General features: G+C 39.8%; 20 protein-coding genes. 11 read left to right on the forward strand and 9 right to left on the reverse strand.

From position 1 onward, the window contains the following. Nucleotide 1 precedes the first annotated feature (1 nt). The 3 genes from coaE to yacG all read left to right on the forward strand — a co-directional run bounded on the left by coaE (nt 2) and on the right by yacG (nt 2,778). Nucleotides 2-643, forward strand: coding sequence for a dephospho-CoA kinase (gene coaE / locus QL998_RS04915; RefSeq protein ID WP_290192251.1), 642 nt, complete (start codon nt 2-4; stop codon nt 641-643). A gap of 126 nt (nt 644-769) precedes the next feature. Next, nucleotides 770-2,446 (forward strand): type IV-A pilus assembly ATPase PilB, encoded by a 1,677-nt coding sequence (gene pilB / locus QL998_RS04920; RefSeq protein ID WP_290192252.1) that lies wholly within the window; start codon nt 770-772, stop codon nt 2,444-2,446. 101 nt (nt 2,447-2,547) lie between these two features. After that, entirely contained in the window at nt 2,548-2,778 is a 231-nt protein-coding gene (gene yacG / locus QL998_RS04925) for a DNA gyrase inhibitor YacG (protein ID WP_002957774.1), read from the forward strand. 72 nt (nt 2,779-2,850) lie between these two features. On the opposite strand, the gene QL998_RS04930 is transcribed toward yacG, so the two are convergent. Beyond that, on the reverse strand, nt 2,851-3,339 hold the full coding sequence (locus QL998_RS04930; RefSeq protein WP_290192253.1) for a Spy/CpxP family protein refolding chaperone: 489 nt from the start codon (nt 3,337-3,339) through the stop codon (nt 2,851-2,853). Nucleotides 3,340-3,767: 428 nt separating this feature from the next. On the opposite strand from QL998_RS04930, the gene QL998_RS04935 reads away from it, so the two are divergent. The 3 genes from QL998_RS04935 to QL998_RS04945 are packed head-to-tail and all read left to right on the forward strand — an operon-like array spanning nt 3,768 to nt 6,801. Then, nucleotides 3,768-4,457, forward strand: coding sequence for a response regulator (locus tag QL998_RS04935; RefSeq protein WP_165744563.1), 690 nt, complete (start codon nt 3,768-3,770; stop codon nt 4,455-4,457). After that, a complete protein-coding gene (locus QL998_RS04940) occupies nt 4,435-5,850 on the forward strand; it encodes an ATP-binding protein (RefSeq protein WP_290192254.1) in 1,416 nt (471 codons plus the stop codon). The genes QL998_RS04935 and QL998_RS04940 overlap by 23 nt, the downstream gene beginning before the upstream one ends. Before the next feature lie 3 nt (nt 5,851-5,853). After that, nucleotides 5,854-6,801 (forward strand): alpha/beta fold hydrolase, encoded by a 948-nt coding sequence (locus tag QL998_RS04945; RefSeq protein WP_165744565.1) that lies wholly within the window; start codon nt 5,854-5,856, stop codon nt 6,799-6,801. Here QL998_RS04945 and QL998_RS04950 read toward each other — a convergent pair. Then, the gene (locus QL998_RS04950) at nt 6,761-7,627 is read right to left on the reverse strand and encodes a cation diffusion facilitator family transporter (RefSeq protein ID WP_165735523.1); all 867 of its coding nucleotides are present in this window, start codon (nt 7,625-7,627) and stop codon (nt 6,761-6,763) included. The two genes, QL998_RS04945 and QL998_RS04950, sit on opposite strands and share 41 nt — an antisense overlap. A 160-nt stretch (nt 7,628-7,787) precedes the next feature. Between QL998_RS04950 and trmL the strand changes: the two genes are divergently transcribed. Then, on the forward strand, nt 7,788-8,252 hold the full coding sequence (gene trmL, locus QL998_RS04955; RefSeq protein WP_024600144.1) for a tRNA (uridine(34)/cytosine(34)/5-carboxymethylaminomethyluridine(34)-2'-O)-methyltransferase TrmL: 465 nt from the start codon (nt 7,788-7,790) through the stop codon (nt 8,250-8,252). Between the two features lie 69 nt (nt 8,253-8,321). Here trmL and gpsA read toward each other — a convergent pair whose 3' ends face one another. Genes gpsA through QL998_RS04975 form a run of 4 tightly spaced genes read right to left on the reverse strand, consistent with a single transcriptional unit; the run spans nt 8,322 to nt 10,573 of the window. Beyond that, complete coding sequence (gene gpsA / locus QL998_RS04960; RefSeq protein WP_024600145.1) at nt 8,322-9,329, reverse strand: NAD(P)H-dependent glycerol-3-phosphate dehydrogenase; 1,008 nt, start codon at nt 9,327-9,329, stop codon at nt 8,322-8,324. Nucleotides 9,330-9,332: 3 nt separating this feature from the next. Beyond that, nucleotides 9,333-9,818, reverse strand: a complete 486-nt coding sequence (gene secB, locus QL998_RS04965; RefSeq protein WP_024604566.1) for a protein-export chaperone SecB — start codon at nt 9,816-9,818, stop codon at nt 9,333-9,335. A 34-nt stretch (nt 9,819-9,852) separates the two neighbouring features. Continuing rightward, nucleotides 9,853-10,110, reverse strand: coding sequence for a glutaredoxin 3 (grxC, locus tag QL998_RS04970; RefSeq protein ID WP_024600147.1), 258 nt, complete (start codon nt 10,108-10,110; stop codon nt 9,853-9,855). A 31-nt stretch (nt 10,111-10,141) separates the two neighbouring features. Beyond that, nucleotides 10,142-10,573, reverse strand: a complete 432-nt coding sequence (locus QL998_RS04975) for a rhodanese-like domain-containing protein (protein WP_002957784.1) — start codon at nt 10,571-10,573, stop codon at nt 10,142-10,144. Between the two features lie 281 nt (nt 10,574-10,854). On the opposite strand from QL998_RS04975, the gene gpmM reads away from it, so the two are divergent. From gpmM to QL998_RS04995, 4 genes are read left to right on the forward strand one after another with little or no spacing between them, the layout of a single operon-like run. Continuing rightward, nucleotides 10,855-12,399, forward strand: coding sequence for a 2,3-bisphosphoglycerate-independent phosphoglycerate mutase (gene gpmM / locus QL998_RS04980; protein ID WP_290192255.1), 1,545 nt, complete (start codon nt 10,855-10,857; stop codon nt 12,397-12,399). Nucleotides 12,400-12,402: 3 nt separating this feature from the next. After that, entirely contained in the window at nt 12,403-13,542 is a 1,140-nt protein-coding gene (locus QL998_RS04985) for a peptidoglycan DD-metalloendopeptidase family protein (RefSeq protein ID WP_290192256.1), read from the forward strand. A gap of 34 nt (nt 13,543-13,576) precedes the next feature. After that, on the forward strand, nt 13,577-14,842 hold the full coding sequence (locus QL998_RS04990) for a S41 family peptidase (RefSeq protein ID WP_290192257.1): 1,266 nt from the start codon (nt 13,577-13,579) through the stop codon (nt 14,840-14,842). 50 nt (nt 14,843-14,892) lie between these two features. Then, on the forward strand, nt 14,893-15,654 hold the full coding sequence (locus tag QL998_RS04995; RefSeq protein WP_143475935.1) for a divergent polysaccharide deacetylase family protein: 762 nt from the start codon (nt 14,893-14,895) through the stop codon (nt 15,652-15,654). Between the two features lie 344 nt (nt 15,655-15,998). Here the strand turns inward: QL998_RS04995 and rpoH are convergent, their stop codons facing one another. The 3 genes from rpoH to ftsE all read right to left on the reverse strand — a co-directional run bounded on the left by rpoH (nt 15,999) and on the right by ftsE (nt 18,819). Beyond that, complete coding sequence (rpoH, locus tag QL998_RS05000) at nt 15,999-16,862, reverse strand: RNA polymerase sigma factor RpoH (RefSeq protein WP_024600152.1); 864 nt, start codon at nt 16,860-16,862, stop codon at nt 15,999-16,001. Nucleotides 16,863-17,158: 296 nt separating this feature from the next. After that, on the reverse strand, nt 17,159-18,145 hold the full coding sequence (ftsX, locus tag QL998_RS05005) for a permease-like cell division protein FtsX (protein ID WP_007582840.1): 987 nt from the start codon (nt 18,143-18,145) through the stop codon (nt 17,159-17,161). After that, complete coding sequence (gene ftsE / locus QL998_RS05010; RefSeq protein WP_007582842.1) at nt 18,142-18,819, reverse strand: cell division ATP-binding protein FtsE; 678 nt, start codon at nt 18,817-18,819, stop codon at nt 18,142-18,144. The genes ftsX and ftsE overlap by 4 nt, the downstream gene beginning before the upstream one ends. Nucleotides 18,820-18,844 lie beyond the last annotated feature (25 nt).

Raw genomic sequence — 18,844 nt, forward strand, 5'->3', positions numbered from 1 at the left:
AATGAGTGAGCAAATAACTAAAGTAAACAGCTGGGTATTAGGCTTAACAGGCGGTATTGGCTGTGGTAAAACGGCCATCAGTAACATGTTTGAAGAGCTTGGTATTACAATAGTTGATGCCGATATAATTGCGCGTGAAGTCGTACTCCCAAATAGCAAAGGGCTAAAAGCGATTACAGCACACTTTGGCAAAGATATTTTATTGCCAGATGGCACATTAAATAGAGCAGCGCTGCGCGCAAAAATATTTACTAACAACAGTGACAAAGAATGGCTTAATGCGTTGCTGCACCCTCTTATTCGGTCAAAAATACTAAACGATTTAAATAATGCAACTAGCCCTTATGTTGTTTTAGTAGCGCCTTTATTGTTTGAGAATAATCTTGATAAGTATTGCGACCATACCCTACTTATTGATGTACCAACCTCTGTACAAATAGCGCGTACAGTAAAACGTGACAGCACAAATATTGAGCAAGTTAAAAGTATTATTGCCTCACAAATGTCACGTGCCGATAAACAGCAAAAAGCGAATGATATTTTAAATAACGACCGTAGTTTAAACCTAGTGCATATAGAACTTGTTGATCTGCATAAAAAGTACCTACAATATGCATTACACAACAAAACTAACTCATATTAACACTGTCCTAACTCACACAAACTCGTATTTTAGTTAGTAAAATCACAACAAAGAATGAAAGGAGATGTAATCCCCTTCTTTTTTCTGATAAATTGCTTACTATTGAAGGAATAAAACAGGTGCGCAATGAATATTAACTCACCGTTATTGAGAAAATTTATAACCCTTGGCCGCATTGATGCCGACACGGTTAAAAACAAACAAAATGAATTTGCCTCAACAGCTGAGCTTATTTCTAAATGTGGAAAAATCGATAGTAATGATTTAGCTGAACAATGTATTGATTTGTTTCGCGTACCCTATTTTGATTTAAAAGACTTTGATCCTACAAAAATCCCGGCCGATCTTGTAAAAGAAAAACTTATTCGCAAGCATCACATTTTGCCGCTTGTTCAAAAAGATCGAAAAGTTTATATAGCAGCATCCGATCCTACAGATTACGGCGCATTCGAAAACTTTGAATTTAGTACTGGTCTCTCATGCGAAGTCGTTGTTGTTGATTATGTTCAACTCGATGCCAAAATTGAGCAATTACTAGATGCCGCTGGCAGCTTAAATTTAACCGATGACGAGTTTCAGGAATTTGCTGATTTAGACTCAGACAGCCAAAAAGATACAGCCCTGCAAGATGACGATAAAGACGATGCGCCTATCATCGTTTACATCAACAAAATTTTAATGGATGCCATTAAAAAAGGCGCCTCTGATTTACACTTTGAACCTTACGAGCACAAGTACCGTATTCGTTTTCGTATTGATGGTATTTTACATGAGGTAGCAAGCCCACCTAACACATTAGCAACCAAGCTTTCTGCGCGTATTAAGGTTATGTCGCGACTCGATATTGCCGAAAAACGCAAACCACAAGATGGTCGTATAAAACTAAAAATCACTGAACGCAAAAGTATCGACTTTCGTGTAAGTACCATGCCTACCTTGTGGGGCGAAAAAATAGTAATGCGTATCCTTGATTCATCAAGCGCTATGTTAGGCATTGATGTATTAGGTTACGAGCCTGAGCAGAAAAAGCTCTACATGGATGCACTTGCCCAGCCGCAAGGGATGATACTTGTAACAGGGCCAACCGGTTCTGGTAAAACAGTATCGCTATACACAGGTTTAAATATATTAAACCAGCCAGAGCGTAATATTAGTACTGCGGAAGATCCGGTTGAGATTAACCTTGAAGGTGTAAACCAAGTACAAATAAATATTAAAGCCGACATGACTTTTGCCAACGCACTGCGCGCATTTTTACGTCAAGATCCTGATGTAGTTATGGTAGGTGAAATACGTGACTTAGAGACCGCAGAAATATCAATAAAAGCGGCGCAAACAGGTCACTTGGTTTTATCAACATTGCATACAAACTCAGCGCCGGAAACAATCACTCGTTTATTAAATATGGGTGTACCCGCTTATAACGTAGCAAGCTCGATCAGCTTAATAATAGCCCAACGTCTAGCACGTCGCTTGTGCCCTAAATGTAAAACGCCAGAACAACTTCCGAGTGAAGAACTAGCTCGCCAAGGATTTAGTGCCGAGCAAATTGAAGAAATGACGTTATATACGCCTAAAGGGTGTGATAGCTGTACTGATGGTTACAAAGGGCGTGTGGGTATTTACGAAGTAATGCAAATTACTCCTGAAATTGCCCAAATTATTATGCGCGGTGGTAATTCGCTTGAAATAGCAGACGTATCACTTAAAGCCGGGTTTAATAATTTACGTTTATCGGGTTTACGCAAAGCAGCCGATGGCCTTACATCCCTTGGTGAAATAAACCGCGTAACCAATTTTTAAAGTCCCATAGTAAAAGATAAGACTCTAAGCTCAGAGCCTTATAGCTAGAGACTCATATCTAAGTAATGTAATATGCACCAAAAATTTGTAGAGAGTAATTTATGCCTACTGTTGTAAACTGCCCAACCTGTAAAACTAAAGTTGAATGGTCAGAGCAAAGCCCATTTCGCCCTTTTTGCTCAAAGCGCTGCCAACTAATTGATTTAGGTGAATGGTCGTTCGAAAATAATAAAATTTCTGCACCAATTACCTCGGCTGAAGAGTTTAGCCAAGACATGATAGAAGATATTGAGGCAATGATGGCTAAAAATGAAGATGACTTTTTTAAATAATTTATCTTCATAATGCCCTAAATACAAAAACCAGCATTACGCTGGTTTTTTAGTATTTACAAAAAAGTAAAATTAACTTTTTTGTTTACGGTGCTTTTTATTCATACGCTTTTGCATTTTAGCAAACTTCTCTTTTTGCTCAGCGTTAAGCACTTGCATTACTTGGTGTTGTGTTTTTAGTTCAATTAAACCAAATTGCTCACCTTTTTCATGACGTTCATTTAATAGCTCTTTTGCTGCATTTTCGTCAAATGTTGCAGCCGAAAGTAATGCATCCATTTTTGCTTTGTGCGCTTCACGCATCGCTTTACGGGCTTCTTTATCGTCGCCACGCAGTGCTTTCATTTGTGTTTTTTGCGCTTCAAAAATAGCCTTTAGCTTAGTTTGCTGCTCATCTGTTAGGTTTAATTTTTCAACGCCGCGCTCAGAAAGTAAAAAACGAGCTTGAGAATGGCCTTGCTTATGTCCGTCGCCTTTAGCTAACACGCTACTAGCACCAAGCGTTGCTGTTGCTAAGCCACAGATAAGTACTAATTTTGAAAGTGTGTTTAATTTAGTCATAATCATTACCTTAATATTGGGTTGGTTGTGGCTAACATACCCAATCAACCGCAAGAAACGAGTTTCAGTTGGAATTAAAAACTATTTAGGCAAGGCATTGATTGTAACCAATGGTTGCTCCCTTGTTAAAATCTATAACGCAGAATAAATCGTTTTAAAACCAACCCTTTGGGCGTTTCACAGCAACTAGCTCTCGGTGTTGTGACTTTTTAAAAGGGAATGCCATTCTTGCAAAGTCACGCCTTGATAGCCAGCTGCTGTGAAACGCTGAATTCTGTATCTTGAGGCTGACTGGGTATACGCCAGTGAGTTAACTATACCTAACTCAACGCAAAGTAACGCAAAGCAGTGTAAAGGTTGTGTAAAGATTCACCTTTGCACTATTTAGCGGGTAAAATAACGCTATAAACAACTCTAAGGGTTTGTAAATGAAACTATTAATGATTGATGACGATACGGGCCTTTGTGAGCTATTAAGTGAATATTTAACTGCTCAAGGCTTTGAAATACAAAGCGTACACGACGGTGAGCAGGGCCTTAAACTAGCACAAGCAAACGACTACGCACTTATACTGCTTGATGTAATGCTACCAACGCTTGATGGCTTTGAAGTACTCAAACAACTTAGGCAAACAAAGCTCACCCCTGTAATAATGCTTACTGCAAAAGGTGAAGACTTTGACCGTATTTTTGGTTTAGAGCTAGGCGCTGACGATTATATTCCAAAGCCTTTTAATCATCGTGAATTACTAGCCCGCGTAAAAGCGATAACACGCCGTATAGAGCACATTAATAGCTTAAATGCAGCTACAACAAGTAAGTTACTCGTTAATGGTATTACTGTTAACCTTGCAGCGCGAGAGGCCTCAATAGACAGCTCTACACTAACCCTTACCGGTACAGAGTACGAAATACTCACGCTATTGTGTAAAAATGCAGGCGAAGTTGTTAGTAAAGAGCAAATTAGCGAAGAAGTGCTAGGCAGGCGTTTAGCTTCTTTTGATCGCTCTATCGATATGCATGTAAGTAATATCCGTAAAAAAATTGCGGAGCATATTACAGGCGAGCGAATTAAAACAATGCGAGGTACAGGTTATGTCTTTATCCAAGGCGAATAAAAGCACTTACTTTGCTTGGTTAAAGCACCCTGGGCACTACCTATTTTTTAAAATATTTATTTGGTTTTGGTTAACTATAATCGGCACCGTTGCAGCGCTTGTATTTTTAAGTAATATTACGGCTATTAATGCGGTATCTAACGAGCCACTTTATGGGCCGATGAAAAAAAACCTGATATATACCGCTAAAAGCATTGAGCGCACTGCTATTAAACATAAGCGCAGCCTAAGCGATGTATTAGTACACCCTCGCCTATCAAAGCGTAAACTTTTATACTTAAGCGCAGCTCAAAGCGAAGACTCCCTTAGTAGTAAAGAGGTGCCAGAGAGCATCGACTTAAGTTTATTAAACTTTACTCAAAATATGTCACCACAAATTATTTTTACTGAAAAATATCAAGCCTTCGGCCCTGTTAACATAAACGTGCCTGAAGGGAGTTTTTATCTTTATGAAATAGATATTAACCATCAACCGCCGCTATTAATGCGCTTTAAGCTTATGCCTAATTGGATGAAAATAGTCATCGCAATTGTTGCCTCTCTTATTTTAAGCTTTGTATTTAGCCGTAACTTAATAGCCCCTATAAATAGTCTTAAAAAAGCAGCTATTAAACTATCAGCGGGCAACCTAAGCGCAAGAGCCGACATTTCTGTAAACCGAAAAGATGAGCTGGGAATACTTGGGCGAGACTTTAACAGCATGGCCAATCAGCTAGAGCTTTTAATTAGTTCACAAAAACGCTTATTAGCCGACATATCACATGAGTTACGCTCGCCCCTTACGCGTTTAAAAATGGCTACCGGTCTTGCGCAAATGCAAGCTAACGACGCTAGCCAATCCTATTTATTACGCATAGAAAAAGAAGCAAACCAACTTGATAAGATGATTGCCGACGTGCTGCAAGTTTCTCGCTTAGAAGCAAAAAGCCAAGCGCTTTCACTGCAAAAACAATCATTACAAATAATTGTAGATCACGTTATTAACGATGCGCAGTTTGAAGCAAAACAAAATAATAAGCAGCTAAATATACTGGGCACTGTAGACGTAAATATTAATTGCGACGAAGGCCTTATTGCCAGCGCACTTGAAAACCTATTACGCAACGCTATTAAATACGCAAATAAGACTATTAGCATTACTCTAAAGCACACAGATGCCATTTATATAGAAATATGTGATGATGGCTCTGGTGTGCCCGATGACCAACTGGGCAAGCTTTGTGAGCCCTTTTTTAGGCAATCAGATGCGCGGGATCGCGTAAGTGGTGGTACGGGTTTAGGGCTGGCGATTGCTAAAAATGCTATTACTGCGCATGGTGGCAGTCTAGTATTATCAAATAAAGAACTAGGTGGCTTGTGTGCTAATATAACCTTGCCATTAATAAAAGAGTAAAGCATGTTTTATAGTAGTGAGCGTGAGCTTAAAAGTAATCAAATAACAATTAATAACTTTTATAAAAACACGCTAATTAAAGCTTATTTAGATACGCCTAACGGGCAATTATTTTATGCTTATGCCATACCTGATAAAGCTAAAACTGCCATTGTAATAAGCTCGGGACGCCTTGAAGGGTTAGATAAATATAAAGAGCTGTTATGGGAGCTTTATAATAATAATTTTGCCATATTCATAGCCGACCACCAAGGACAAGGCCGCTCTTATCGCCATCTACTAAATAAGCATAAAGGCCATGTTAATGAATTTAAAGATTACAGTGCCGATCTAAACTTATTTAATAAACAAATTGTCGATACTTATTGGCCGGGTAAAAAAGTATTAGTGAGTCATTCAATGGGCGGCGCTATTGCTTTAGATTACCTTGCGCATTTTGAACACAATTTTAGTGGCGCGTTTTTATCAGCGCCTATGCTTGATATTTACACAAAAAACACACCAAAACCTTTAGCTAAATTGATAGCAAGTACCGCGACCCTTTTGGGTCAAAAAGACAACTACGCACTAGGTCAAACCGATTACACACCCGATGAATTTGCTACAAATGTATTAACCAGTAGTCCAGTGCGTTACGAGCTATTTAGGCAAACATATCAAGAAGAGCCATTACTACAGCTCGGCGGTGTTACTTACGGCTGGCTAAATGCAACGTTTGCATTTATAACTTCGGTTGATAACTTGAGCGTGACTATTCCACTTTATATTGCCAGTGCGCAAAACGACGAAGTGGTTGATAACAATGCCCAATATAAATTAGCAAACAGGCACGAAAACACTGTACTTAAAAGCTTTGAAGGCGCTAAACACGAGCTATTTTTTGAACGTGATGAAATACGCCAGCCATTGCTTAAGAGCTTGTATCAGTTTTGTGAGTCGGTGACGGCTTAACAAGTACCGACAAAGGGTCTAGGTGGATCAGTATATCTACCTCAGACTCAAAGCGTTCGCTAAGCATTGCCTCTACTTCATCAGCTACGTTATGTGCGCGAATCAAACTTAAATGATCATCAAGCTCTAAGTGCATTTGGATAAACTTAACTTTTCCGCCTTGGCGCGTACGAATATCATGCACGCCATGCACATCAGCATGGGCTCTGGCTATATCAAATATGCTTTGCTTTTCATCGTCCGGCAGTTCTTTATCCATTAAATGATCGGCACTATCGCGAGCAATATCCCAGCTGTTATAAAGTAAGTAACCGGCAACACCTATCGCAAAAACAGGATCGGCATACAACACACCATAATAAGCTAACAAAATAGCTAATAGCACAGCCGCATTTAATATTAAATCGCCTTTGTAATGTACTGAGTCGGCTTTTATAGCAATTGAATCTGTATATTTAACTACTTTATTTTGCACAAATACAATTACCAGCGTACACGCAATAGCAAAAATACTTACCCACACACCTAATAATGAATGGCTTAGTTGTATAGGGTTAAATAACCGCTCAATACCATGAAAAGCAAGTAGACAACCTGATCCTGCAATAAACGCAGCTTGCCCAAGTCCAGCAAGTGCTTCAGCTTTACCGTGCCCAAACCTATGGTCATCATCTGCTGGGCGCAGTGCATAGCCTAACACTAAAAAACTCATGGCGGTGGCTGTTATATCCATTAACGAATCAGTTAATGAGCCAAGCATTGAGGCAGAACCCGAAGCAAGCCATGCCCATGTTTTTGCGCCAATCATTAAACTAACCATTACCATGGTAACAATGCTGGAAATTTTAACCCAAAATTCGTAGCTACGGTTATGCACGTTTTAATCCGATAATTAGGAGTATTCAATAGTGTGAGTATATCATTTTTTTAAAAGGTTTCGTGTATACTGAAAATCGTTAAACTACAGATTATTTAAAAGGCTCACTATGCTGGATATTGTTTTATACCAACCTGAAATACCGCCTAACACTGGTAATATTATTCGCCTATGTGCCAATACCGGCTATGCACTGCATTTAATTGAGCCGTTAGGTTTTGAATGGGACGACAAACGAGTAAAGCGTGCGGGCCTTGATTACCACGAATTTAGCCATGTTCAACGCCATGCTTCTTTTGAAGATTATCTTGAGAAGTGCAAGCCTAAAAAAGTATATGCATGTACAACCAAAGGTAGCCAATTCCATCATGAAGCTAACTACGAAGCCGGCGACTGCTTAGTATTTGGACCTGAAACCCGCGGTCTACCTGATGATATGATCCAAGCATTACCAAAAGAGCAGCGTGTGCGTATTCCTATGCAAGCCAATAGCCGCAGCATGAACTTATCAAACGCAGTAGCCGTGTTTGTTTACGAGTCGTGGCGCCAGTTGGGTTTTCCTAACGCGCAATAAACACCTTGTACCAAACAACAAAAAACCGACATAACGTCGGTTTTTTAGTTTTAGTATATTTGTATAAGTTTATTCAGAACGCTGCTCTCGGCCTAATAGCGCCATTGCAGCTTCTTTCATATCTTTATTTTCATAAAGTACTTTATAAATTTGCTCGGTAATCGGCATTTCAACACCGCTACGTTGCGCTAATAAATACACTTCTTTGGTATTTCTAAAGCCTTCAACTACTTGACCAATTGACTCAATAGCAGCATCGACACTTTCGCCTTTACCTAGTGCTAAACCAAATCGACGATTACGTGATTGGTTATCTGTACACGTTAGTATTAAATCGCCAAGGCCAGCCATTCCCATGAAGGTTTCTGGCTTAGCACCAAGAGCGCAACCTAAACGAGTAAGCTCTGCAAGGCCTCGAGTTATAAGCGCGGTACGCGCATTAGCGCCAAAACCAACACCGTCCGAAATACCGGCACCAATGGCAATTACATTCTTAACCGCACCACCGAGCTGTATACCAATAAAATCATCATTGTTATACACACGGAATGAGCGACCACAATGAAGTAAATCAGCGAGCTGCTGAGCAAATTCAGGCGACGTAGAAGACACAGAAATAGCTGTAGGTGAACCCATCGCCATTTCTTTTGCAAACGTAGGACCCGACAGTACCGCAAGTGGAATGTCATCACCTAACTCTTGTAAAGCCACTTCTTGTAATAAACGGCCTGTATTAGGCTCAAGGCCTTTTGTGGCCCAAGCAACTTTAGCGCCTTCTTGCAGTGCAGGTTTTATCTGGGCAAGTGTGTCGCCAAAAGCATGACTTGGCACAACAACAAGTACAATAGCGCTGCTAGCAACGGCATGTTGTAAGTTAGCGTCAAGAGTCAGAGTGTCTGGGAAAGGAGCATCAGGTAAGTAACGTTGATTTTTCCGCTCAGCTGCAAGCGTGGCAACGTCGTCGCTATTTCGTCCCCAAAGTGTCACGTTGTGACCATTTCGGGCTAAACAAATAGCAAGGGCGGTGCCGTAAGACCCCGCCCCTAATACAGTAACAGCTGTAGTTGCTGTACTCATAGGTTATGCGTCTGCTGTAACCTGGTCAGCTTGCGCAGTACGTTGTTGCATGTATTGTGCAAACAATGCGTCAAAATTAACTGGCGCAAGGTTAAGCTGTGGGAAAGTACCACGGTTAACAAGGTTTGAAACAGCTTCGCGTGCATATGGGAACAACACGTTAGGACAAAATGCACCAAGCATATGTGCAAGCTGCACTTCTTCAACTTCAGCAATAGTAAAAATACCCGCTTGTTGAATTTCACATAAGAACGCAGTTTCTTCACCAATAGACGCAGTTACTGTTAGCGCTAAAACAACTTCAAATACACCTTCGTCCAGCTTGTTTGAACGTGTATCTAGGTCTAGCTTAACTTCTGGCGTCCACTCTTTTTGAAAAATGGCCGGAGAATTTGGCGTTTCAAACGATACATCTTTAGTGTAAATACGTTGAATAGTAAATTGTGCGCCAGCTTCTGCAGCGGCTACGTTTTGATTTTCTTCGTTCATTGTTATTCCTAACTTGTTCGTTATTATAATTAAATTAAGCGTTTAGCTTAGCGTCAAGTTTACCTTGCGCTTCAATAGCCATCATGTCGTCGCAGCCACCGATATGTTCATCATTAATAAAAATTTGCGGTACTGTGCTTGCGCCACCGGCTTTAGCAATCATTTCAGCGCGTAGTTCAGGCTGTACACCAATATCATAATTAGTGTATTCAACGCCTTTGCTATTTAAAAGCGAAAGAGCACGCTGACAAAATGGACAATACGCCTTGGTGTATAAAACAACATTACTCATAATAAATCCTCTATCGGCCTAGCTAAACTGATTAGCGACCTGTTGTAGTTGGTAAGCTGGCAGATTGCCACGCACCCATGCCACCTGCTAATAAGTAAACTCGTTCAAAACCAGCTTTACTCATAGCGGCTGCAGTACCTTGGGCAGTCATACCTGTAGTACATACAACTATAATGGGTTTAGTCTTGTACTTTTCAAGGCTTGAAAAGTCAGATTTTTTCGCATTCTCTGGGCTCAAATGCTCAGCACCAGAAATACGCCCTGCATTAAACTCTTTTTGCGCACGTATATCGATTACTTGACCGTCATCACGGTTAATAAGTAACGTAAGCTGCTGAGGATTTATTTGACGAACAGCCGAAAGCTTACTCTTTATCCAGCCACTAACAATAAGGAAAACAATACCAACCCAAGCAAGGCTTAAAATGGGATGATTTGTAATAAATTCAATATATTGATCCATTCTACTTCCACTATGAAATTATGTTTTAAAACGTGATGTTTTAAGGATTTTGTACTTTAGCCACGCAAGTATACCCAAACCAACCTAAAATGCGAGTTTAGGAGCACTTAGAGACGTTTAAAAAACGATAAAGTCCCCCATATATAGTAGTAAGTGAAAAAATTTAATATCTTGTTTTCAATGCTGATCCTAGCTTAAAAACACGGTATGCTAAAACCACGCTAATAAACCTTTTTAGGTGCACAGTATCCATCAACAGATACTAATTTTCAGGAGCTATTATGACAGAGCATAAAAAACCACTGGTATTAATGATTTTAGACGGTTGGGGACACCGCGAAGATACGCAAAGTAACGCCATTCTTGCAGCTAACACACCGGTATTAGACAATTTATGGGCCACTCGCCCACACACATTAATATCAGCTTCGGGTTTAGATGTAGGTCTTCCTGATGGTCAAATGGGTAACTCAGAAGTTGGCCATGTAAATTTAGGTGCTGGTCGCATTGTTTATCAAGATTTTACCCGTATCACAAAAGCTATTAACGATGGCGAATTTGATTCAACACCAGCCTTAGTTGAAAATATAGATAAAGCCGTAAAAGCAGGTAAAGCAGTCCACATAATGGGTCTTTTAAGCCCAGGTGGCGTACATAGCCATGAAGACCATATAGTTGCTAGCATAAAACTTGCTGCAAAACGTGGCGCTAAAGAAGTTTACTTTCACGGCTTTTTAGATGGCCGCGATACACCTCCACGTAGTGCTAAAGCGTCAATCGAACGTATTGAAACGTTATTTAGCGAACTTAAATGCGGTCGTTTAGCGTCACTTGTTGGCCGTTACTACGCAATGGACAGAGACAATCGTTGGAACCGCGTAGAAAAAGCTTACAACGTAATTGCATTAGCTGAAGGTGACTTTAATTTTGATAACGGCGTAGAGGCACTTAACGCAGCGTACGAGCGCGACGAAAACGACGAGTTTGTTGCCGCTACAACTATTACACCAACAGACGCCGCTCCTGCTTCAATAAACGATGGCGACACGCTAATTTTTGCCAACTTTAGAGCAGACAGAGCCCGCGAAATTACTCGCGCTTTTGTTGAGCCTGATTTTGATGGATTCGCAAGAAAAAGAACGCCAGAGCTTAGCGCATTTGTAATGATGACAGAATACGCAGCTGATATAGATGCACCTATTGCCTTTGGTTCAACACCGTTAGTAAACGTACTTGGTGAGTGGTTTGAAAAAAATAACAAAACACAACTTCGCATTTCAGAAACCGAAAAGTACGCACACGTTACATTTTTCTTTAGTGGTGGACGTGAAAGCGAATTTAAAGGTGAAACACGCGAGCTAATTCCTTCGCCGCAGGTAGCAACCTACGACCTACAGCCTGAAATGAACTCAGAAATGCTAACCGACAAGCTAGTAGCAGCAATTAAAAGCGGTAAATACGACGCTATTATTTGTAACTATCCTAATGGCGATATGGTTGGTCACTCAGGTGTATTTGAAGCTGCTGTTAAAGCTTGTGAAGCTGTAGATAGCTGTATCGGACGTGTTGTTGATGCACTTGAAGAGTTTGGTGGTGAAGCACTAATAACAGCTGATCATGGTAATGCCGAGCAAATGGCTGATCTTAAAACAGGCCAAGCGCATACTGCCCACACTAGTGAACCTGTACATTTTATTTATGTTGGTCGCGATGCAGAGCCTATGCAAGGTAAAGCATTAAGCGATGTAGCCCCTACAATGCTTCACTTAATGGGCATGGAGCAACCAAGCGAAATGACTGGTACGCCTATCATGATGTTGAAATAACACATGAATAGACGTATTAACCGGTTAATTAAGTGCGGTTTAATACTAACTTCATTAGTGACTGCATCTGCAGTTGCTAATGAAGATCGTACTAAAAAAGACTTATCAGAAGTTCAAAATGCACTTGAGCAAAGCCAGGCTGAATATAACGCGCAAAGAAAAAAAATAGCGTCACTACAAAAAAACCTCAAAAGCCATGAACTCGATATAGCTAAAAATGCTAAAGCACTTAACATGGCAGAGCAATCAGTAAAAGAAACTAAAAAACAGCAAAAAGAGTTGCAAAATAAAGCCGATGAGCTAGATAGAAAGCATACTCAATTTCAGAAAGTTTTAGCCGCGCAGCTCAAAAGTGCCTATATGGCCGGTGGCGACGATTACTCTAAAATGTTATTAAATCAAGAAGACACTGCAAAATTTGAGCGCACACTAAGTTATTACAACTACTTAAATAAAGCTCGTATTGAACAAATTGAAGATCTAAAAGATCTTCAACAGCAAATAGTACAAAACCAAAAAGAGCTTGTTAAAACACAAGAAAAACTAGAACTTTTATTTGATGAGCAAAAAAGACGCCAAACCGCTTTAGTTAATGCACAAAGTGAACGCCAAGCAAATCTTAAAAACTTACAAGCTCAGCTCAACAGCACTAAAAGCTCAATAAATTATTTAAAAGAAAACCAGCAAACTTTGGTAGCAACGATAGAAGAGCTCGAAAAAGAAAAAACACAAAAAATTGAATTACTGGGCCTAAATAAAAATAAAGGTAAATTAGACTGGCCGAGCAAAGGCAAGTTAGAGCACACTTTTGGCCAACGTAAACATGGTGGTATTGATTGGAAAGGCGTATTAATTGGTGCAAAAGAAGGCACTAATATTAATAGCGTACATAATGGTCAAGTTGTATTTGCCGATTGGCTAAAAGGCTATGGTTGGGTAATTGTTGTAGATCATGGTGAGGGCTTTATGAGCCTATATGGCCACGCTCAAACATTGCTAAGAGATGTAGGCGACATGGTACGCGAAGGTGAAACACTTGCTTTAGTTGGCCAAAGCGGCGGACAAGCTAGTTCTGGTCTATACTTTGAAATACGCCACAAAGGACGCGCAGTAAATCCTATCAAATGGTGCAAACGCATTTAATTAAATTAATCGCTGCACCGCTCTGGAGCAGCTGATGACAACTAAAAAAACTGTAGTAACTACCATTGTTCAAAAAAATACAGGCTTTTATATAAGTCTGTATTTACTCGTATTACTAACCTTAATTGCCTTTACTAGTAATGTACTAGCAAGCTCGATTAAAGATCTTAAAAGACAACAAATAGACGAAATACTCTTTAACATTCATGCCTACTACGTTGAAGATCTCACCTTACAAAATAGCCACCACATTAAATATAATAACCAGCAATTTGAGCGTTTATATTCAAAGCTCGACTCTTACTCTAAGTACTTAAATGAGCACGAACTAACTTCATTATTTGATAACACAAATGGCCGCTACACAGGTATTGGTATTGAGGTTAAAAATATCGACGAGAATATGACTATTGTTAATGTGGTTAATAACTCTCCCGCAAAAGCGGCGGGGATTTTACCAGACGATATTATTGTAAGTGTAAACAACCACGCAGTCCAAAATCGTACAATCGATGAAGTAGCAACACTAATAAGAGATAGTAAATTTTTAAATATAGACCTAATTATAAATCGTGATAACAATAAAAGTCCTATCACGTTTCATGTTGCACGCCGCCAAATAAATCTCGAAAGCGTCACAAGCGAACTTCTAGATTTTGGAACTGGTTATATAGCTATCAATAATTTTTCTAACTACACATTGCATGAGGTTGCTCTGCAAGTTGCTACCCTGCAAAGCCACATTGGCTACCCACTTAAAGGCTTAGTAATTGATTTACGTGATAACCCTGGGGGTACATTACAAAGCGCAGTGGCGGTATCAGACCTATTTTTACAAAGTGGCACTATAGTCACAACTAAAGGACGTTTTTACGATGCCAACCAAGCATTTTATGCAAAGCGTGGAGACATTCTAAAAAATGCCCCCATTGTTGTGCTTATAAACGAAAATTCAGCCTCTGCAGCCGAAATACTTGCAGCAGCACTCAAAGATAATAAACGAGCAACTGTTGTAGGCAGTCAATCTTTTGGAAAGGGTTCTGTGCAATCACTCATTCCGTTAGGTGATGGCAACACTGCATTAAAGCTCACCACAGCAAAATACTTTACGCCATTAGGTAAATCGATTGATGGAATAGGAATAACCCCAGATGTGGCGGTTAATCAAACAAACCTTTCACAAAGTAATAAAGCCGTTATAATAAAAAATGAACACACTAACAGTAACGCGCAATTACTTACTGGTAACTTAGCCGATTTACAATTAGTTAAAGCAAAACAATTACTCAGCATGCAATAGCTTGTATAAGCTGTATAAACGAAGCTAAAAAGATAATAAAAACTATAAACGTGAAAATAATAAAATGGCTAATATTAGCTATTTGTTTTAGCTCAGCAACAATTAGCGCCAAACAAATAGCGATAGTGATAGACGATATAGGCTATCATCAACGGGACTTAGAGTTCCTTTCCTTACCAGGGCAATTGTCGTATTCAATTTTGCCTCATACCCCTTATTCGCAAATTTTTGCAACGCTTGCTAGTCAATCAAATAAAGAGTTATTACTCCATGTGCCTATGCAGGCACTTAACGGTAAAGAACTCGGACCTGGCGCGCTTACTTTAAATATGAATAAAGAGCAGCTTCAGCAAACTCTTGGAACAGCTCTCGCTAGTTTACCGCAAGTTAAAGGCGTTAATAACCACATGGGCTCAGCGCTTACGCAAAAAAGCCAAGCTATGAAATGGACAATGGAAGTACTTAAAAAGCGCCATTTATATTTTTTAGATAGCCGTACAACCGACTTAAGCCAAGCACAAAATGCTGCTAACTTTTTAGGTGTTGCTAATATTAGTCGCCAAGTGTTCTTAGACAATATAACTACAGCAGAACAACTCCAGCTGAGGCTTGAAGAATTAAAGCAACTAGCCACCATACATAATTCCGCTATAGCAATTGCTCATCCCTATCCAGAAACAATCGAATTTTTACGCCATGCCTTACCCGAGCTAGCTAAGCAAGGTTTTGAGCTCGTGCCGGTTTCGCAGCTGGTTGAACGTAAATACATTCAGTTAGCGCAGGCTGAGGGAAAAGAGATTAGTGCTAGATGATATAAGCTTTAAATAATGCTATATCCGAATGATAAACTAATACCAATTCGCTTAATTAAGTGGTCTATTTTGAGGGCGGAAAAACGTGTTGATAGCTAGGCAAAAAATTCGCTATTTAGTTGTTCTAAATGAGAATTTTTTAACGCAGGTAGCGACACGTTTAGCCCCGCAAAATGATTAAGTATTATTGCGGATTGGTATAACCATTCAATATACAGCGCATCGGTATTACTTAATTGGATATTTTATCGTTGGGTTTCGCTTCTCTCAAGCCAACCTACGCGAAAGCAAAAAGCCCCGCATTTTCATGCAGGGCTTTTTAAATTTTGCAGCTTGAACTGTGTTTAGCTCATAGCGCTTTGTAATTTTTTCATCGCTGTTTTTTCAAGCTGGCGAACACGTTCAGCAGATACACTGTACTTTTGTGCAAGCTCTTGAAGAGTCGCTTTATCATCCGACAACCAACGTGCGCTAACAATATCTTGTGAACGCTCGTCTAGTGTTTTAAGTGCACTAAATAAACGAGTATGCGCTTGCTCTTTCCACTGTTGTTGTTCAACGTCGTCAGCTAAGTCAGCTGCACCATCTGTTAAATACTGTACTGGAGAGTAAGTGCTAGTTGGTGCGTCGTCGTTATCATCGCCAGTTAGGTCAAAGCCCATATCTTGGCCGCTCATGCGCGATTCCATTTCACGTACTTCTTTTTCACTCACACCTAGCTCGCTAGCAACGGTGCTTACCTCAGCTTGATTAAACCAACCTAAACGCTTTTTGTTTTTACGAAGATTGAAAAACAATTTACGTTGCGCTTTAGTGGTTGCAACTTTAACTATGCGCCAGTTTTTAAGCACAAACTCGTGAATCTCGGCTTTAATCCAATGCACTGCAAACGATACTAAACGTACACCCACGGTAGGATCAAAACGTTTAACCGCTTTCATCAGGCCTATATTACCTTCTTGAATAAGGTCAGCTTGTGGCAAGCCGTATCCCGAGTAGCTTTTAGCAATATGTGCTACAAAGCGTAAATGCGACATAATGAGTTGCTTGGCAGCACTAAGATCGCCTTCATCCTGAAGCCTTTTAGCAAGTTCTTGCTCTTGTTCAACTTTAAGCATAGGGATAGTGCTTACCGCTTGAAGGTAACCGTCCATGCTTGCGCTTTGTTGTCCGACTGTAAGTGCCATTGCGTATAAATCTTTACTCATTTTTCACCTCGGTGATAAACATTTGAAACTATCTTAGCACTCTTTCTTTAAGAGTGCTAACCCCAATTTAAAACTTTTTAAAAGTATAAATCAAGCAGTTTTTTAGTATGGGTTTAGTCTACTACAAGCGACTGAATAAGTGATGAATTGAGGGATTGCAGCGGGTTAACTTCGCTGTATCACCTTATTTACAACTCATTACTTTATGGGAGGATAGTACACAAATATGACAGTTTTAATAACAGGAGGTACAACCCAGTCCGATACCATACGCACATCGAACTGAGTTGGTTCACTTATACTTTATCGGGTTCTATTTCTTTAATATATCGATTTACAGAAAGGTAAGAGCCTACAAATCCTAAGCTTGTTGCAAGTAACACTAAAAAGCCGAGCTCATTAAGCGATAATCCAATTAACGAGAAGCTTGTTTGATACACCCCCGCTACACTGCTCACAGCGCTTGAAAGCCACCACATCATTAATCCTACGCATATAAAGGCAAATAAACCACCTATTACACCATACCAAATACCGGTCCACAAAAATGGGGCATGTATAAAGGTGTTAGTTGCGCCGACTAGCTTCATTACTTGTATTTCTTCTTTTTTATCCATGATCGACAAACGGATGGTGTTACCAATAATAAGCGTCACTGAGGTAAGCAGTAATAATGCGATGGTTATTACACTTTCTTTCAGTAAATCTAGTAATGCATTTAAACGCTCTAGCCACGCTATATCGAGCTTACCAAAATCAACTTCACGTTCACTTTCTAATTTAGTTAGCAGTACTTTAGCGGCATTTGGGTGTCTGTGACGTTTTGTAGGAGTAACAAGTACCACATCAGGTAATGGGTTTTTATCTAAGTACTCTAAAGCTTGCCCAAAGCCAGATACGTCTTTAAATTCTGTTAGTGCTTTTTGCTTTGATATAAATTCAACGCTTTCCACTTCTGGATAAAGTGCTAAACGCTTTACTAATGTTTGCGTTTCTTGCTCGTTCATACTTTCTTTTACAAACAACGATATTTCACTCGCTTCTTCAAAACCACTACTTACTTGCTGTACGTTTTTAACGACAAGATAAAGTGTTGCAGGTAACGTTAGGCTCAAACCAAGTACAGCAATAGTCATCATAGACGCAAGCGGCGTACGCCACATTTCACCTAAGCTATGAACACCTTGGCGAAAAATATTAATAATGAAAAAATAACCGCCAGCTAATACTGATTTTTTTTGCTTGTCGTTACTATTTTGACGACTTTTAAAAAGTAAACTCATAGTGCTCCCTCAGCGAGCGGATCTTGAAGCATACGACCATCTTTTAAGGTTAGACTGCGGTACTTCATACGTGCAACCAAACCTAAGTCATGCGTAGCTATAAGAACAGTGGTGCCGTGTTTATTGAAGTCTTCAAACAGCTTTAGTATTTCCATTGAAAGCTCAGGGTCTAGGTTACCTGTAGGCTCATCGGCTAACAGAATTGGCGGGGAGTTCACTATTGCTCTGGCAATACCAACACGTTGCTGCTCGCCTCCAGAGAGCATAGACGGATGACATTTTATTTTGTCTATCAGGCCTACTTTATCAAGCGCACCATGAACACGTTTAGCTATTTGCTTATGGTGAGTACCCTCAATAATAAGAGGCAGCGCCACGTTATCAAAAATAGTATAGCGCTCTAGTAAACGGTGGTTTTGAAAAATAATACCAATATCACGGCGAGCATAAGGAATTTGACGCGAGTTTACTTTATTTAAATCAACACCGTTGATAAATACACTGCCTGCCGATGGACGTTCCATTAAGCTAATTAACTTAAGCAACGTACTTTTACCCGCACCACTGTGACCGGTTAAAAAGGCAAGTTCACCCGGTTTAACATGAAAATTAACTTTTTCGAGGGCGCGGTGCCCTCCAGGATAAGTCTTACTTACTTGCTGAAAATTTATCATCTTTTTATTATGCCAATTCAATTAA

It is taken from the genome of Pseudoalteromonas sp. APC 3691 (assembly GCF_030408135.1).
Classification (GTDB): domain Bacteria; phylum Pseudomonadota; class Gammaproteobacteria; order Enterobacterales; family Alteromonadaceae; genus Pseudoalteromonas.

Excerpts from the sequence above, each read along its gene's own strand:
- ftsX (WP_007582840.1), bottom strand. The coding sequence starts at position 18,145 with ATGAGTTTACTTTTTAAAAGTCGTCAAAATAGTAACGACAAGCAAAAA.
- QL998_RS04935 (WP_165744563.1), top strand. The coding sequence starts at position 3,768 with ATGAAACTATTAATGATTGATGACGATACGGGCCTTTGTGAGCTATTA.
- trmL (WP_024600144.1), top strand. The coding sequence starts at position 7,788 with ATGCTGGATATTGTTTTATACCAACCTGAAATACCGCCTAACACTGGT.
- QL998_RS04930 (WP_290192253.1), bottom strand. The coding sequence starts at position 3,339 with ATGACTAAATTAAACACACTTTCAAAATTAGTACTTATCTGTGGCTTA.
- gpmM (WP_290192255.1), top strand. The coding sequence starts at position 10,855 with ATGACAGAGCATAAAAAACCACTGGTATTAATGATTTTAGACGGTTGG.
- gpsA (WP_024600145.1), bottom strand. The coding sequence starts at position 9,329 with ATGAGTACAGCAACTACAGCTGTTACTGTATTAGGGGCGGGGTCTTAC.
- QL998_RS04945 (WP_165744565.1), top strand. The coding sequence starts at position 5,854 with ATGTTTTATAGTAGTGAGCGTGAGCTTAAAAGTAATCAAATAACAATT.
- rpoH (WP_024600152.1), bottom strand. The coding sequence starts at position 16,862 with ATGAGTAAAGATTTATACGCAATGGCACTTACAGTCGGACAACAAAGC.
- QL998_RS04940 (WP_290192254.1), top strand. The coding sequence starts at position 4,435 with ATGTCTTTATCCAAGGCGAATAAAAGCACTTACTTTGCTTGGTTAAAG.
- QL998_RS04950 (WP_165735523.1), bottom strand. The coding sequence starts at position 7,627 with ATGGTAATGGTTAGTTTAATGATTGGCGCAAAAACATGGGCATGGCTT.
- QL998_RS04985 (WP_290192256.1), top strand. The coding sequence starts at position 12,403 with ATGAATAGACGTATTAACCGGTTAATTAAGTGCGGTTTAATACTAACT.
- coaE (WP_290192251.1), top strand. The coding sequence starts at position 2 with ATGAGTGAGCAAATAACTAAAGTAAACAGCTGGGTATTAGGCTTAACA.
- secB (WP_024604566.1), bottom strand. The coding sequence starts at position 9,818 with ATGAACGAAGAAAATCAAAACGTAGCCGCTGCAGAAGCTGGCGCACAA.
- QL998_RS04975 (WP_002957784.1), bottom strand. The coding sequence starts at position 10,573 with ATGGATCAATATATTGAATTTATTACAAATCATCCCATTTTAAGCCTT.
- yacG (WP_002957774.1), top strand. The coding sequence starts at position 2,548 with ATGCCTACTGTTGTAAACTGCCCAACCTGTAAAACTAAAGTTGAATGG.
- QL998_RS04990 (WP_290192257.1), top strand. The coding sequence starts at position 13,577 with ATGACAACTAAAAAAACTGTAGTAACTACCATTGTTCAAAAAAATACA.
- grxC (WP_024600147.1), bottom strand. The coding sequence starts at position 10,110 with ATGAGTAATGTTGTTTTATACACCAAGGCGTATTGTCCATTTTGTCAG.
- pilB (WP_290192252.1), top strand. The coding sequence starts at position 770 with ATGAATATTAACTCACCGTTATTGAGAAAATTTATAACCCTTGGCCGC.
- ftsE (WP_007582842.1), bottom strand. The coding sequence starts at position 18,819 with ATGATAAATTTTCAGCAAGTAAGTAAGACTTATCCTGGAGGGCACCGC.